A 1446-nucleotide genomic window follows, 5' to 3' on the forward strand; every position below is an offset into this window, starting at 1 on the left:
AACAGATTTTATCGTTGCTTAACACCAAACTTCAAAAGAGAAGAAATGGTGCCTCGAGGCGGAATCGAACCACCGACACGAGGATTTTCAATCCTCTGCTCTACCGACTGAGCTATCAAGGCAACGGAGCGCATTAAAAAGGTTTTTGACCTTTTCGTCAATGGTTTTTTTTTAAATAGTTACTAACATTATCTTTTTTGTTCTGATTGTTGGTATTTTGAACGTGAATGTTTGGTTTTATATGTTTTTGTAGTTATCGACACTATTAATACTAACTCGATAGTGAACGTTAAAAAGTGAGTGTAAGCATAAAAAATAACAAATTTTAGTCTTTGAAAAAGAATAATTAATACTGAAAACCGTCAAAAGTGATCCTCATTGTTCTCTCACACGGCGATTAATTATTTTTGACTGGTATTTTTATGCTTACGCGGATAGCAATCATCGTCATTTTTTATAGTAAATACCCGCAAGGATGATAGGGAATCTACTATTCACGCGTTGTGGATTGATTGTTTTGGCTGGCATCTTTTAGGCTCAATCACGTTGTGAATAGATCGCGGATAATAAGCTGCGACATTTTTGAGGTGGCATACAAGTCTTACCTCGTCATTCCCTACAGTGAGGTTACGAACGAGATAGGGAATCTACTATTCGCGCGTTGTGGATTGATTGTTTTGGCTGGTGTCTTTTTGGGTCAATCACGCTATGAATAGATCGCGAATAGCCCGTACCTCAGCTTTCGAGATGTGAATGATGGGCTACCCCGTCATTCCCTACAGTGAGGTTACGAACGAGATAGGGAATCTACTATTCGCGCGTTGTGGATTGATTGTTTTGGCTGGTGTCTTTTGGGGTCAATCACGCTATGAATAGATCGCGGATAGCCCGTACCTAAGCTTCTCATAAAGTGTTGCCAACTGAACTAAGAGGGAATTTCATTAAACTCCAGATGTAAAAAAGCCCGCAATTGCTTGCGGGCTTCCTTATTTGGCTCCCTCTACTGGACTTGAACCAGTGACATACGGATTAGCAGTCCGCCAAGCTTCTCATAAAGTGCCGCCAACTGAACTAAGAGGGAATTATCGAGTAGGGAGTCAAAGATTTGATCAATAAAGTTTGTTTCACTAAAGTACAGACGAAAAAAACCTTGTCTTTCGACAAGGTTTTCTTGTTTGGCTCCCTCTACTGGACTTGAACCAGTGACATACGGATTAGTAGTCCGCCAAGCTCTTCATAAAGTGCCGCCAACTGAACTAAGAGGGAATTTCATCAAAATCTAGACGTAAAAAAGCCCGCAATTGCTTGCGGGCTTTCTTATTTGGCTCCCTCTACTGGACTTGAACCAGTGACATACGGATTAACAGTCCGGCGTTCTACCAACTGAACTAAGAGGGAATTAACTTTTACTATTCAACACGACGAATCGTATCAAATTTTAATATG

The 1446-nt window shown here is 40.5% G+C and carries 4 tRNA genes; all 4 read right to left on the bottom strand.

The features are described 5' to 3' along the window. Positions 1 to 46: 46 nt before the first annotated feature. Positions 47 to 122: transfer RNA gene (locus tag C9I86_RS19720), tRNA-Phe, on the bottom strand. A gap of 869 nt (positions 123 to 991) precedes the next feature. Further along, positions 992 to 1081 (bottom strand) — tRNA-Ser (locus C9I86_RS19725). A 95-nt stretch (positions 1082 to 1176) separates the two neighbouring features. Continuing rightward, positions 1177 to 1266: transfer RNA gene (locus tag C9I86_RS19730), tRNA-Ser, on the bottom strand. A gap of 56 nt (positions 1267 to 1322) precedes the next feature. Beyond that, positions 1323 to 1398: transfer RNA gene (locus tag C9I86_RS19735), tRNA-Asn, on the bottom strand. Positions 1399 to 1446: the final 48 nt, after the last annotated feature.

It is taken from the genome of Photobacterium sp. NCIMB 13483, assembly GCF_003025475.1.
GTDB lineage: Bacteria > Pseudomonadota > Gammaproteobacteria > Enterobacterales > Vibrionaceae > Photobacterium > Photobacterium piscicola.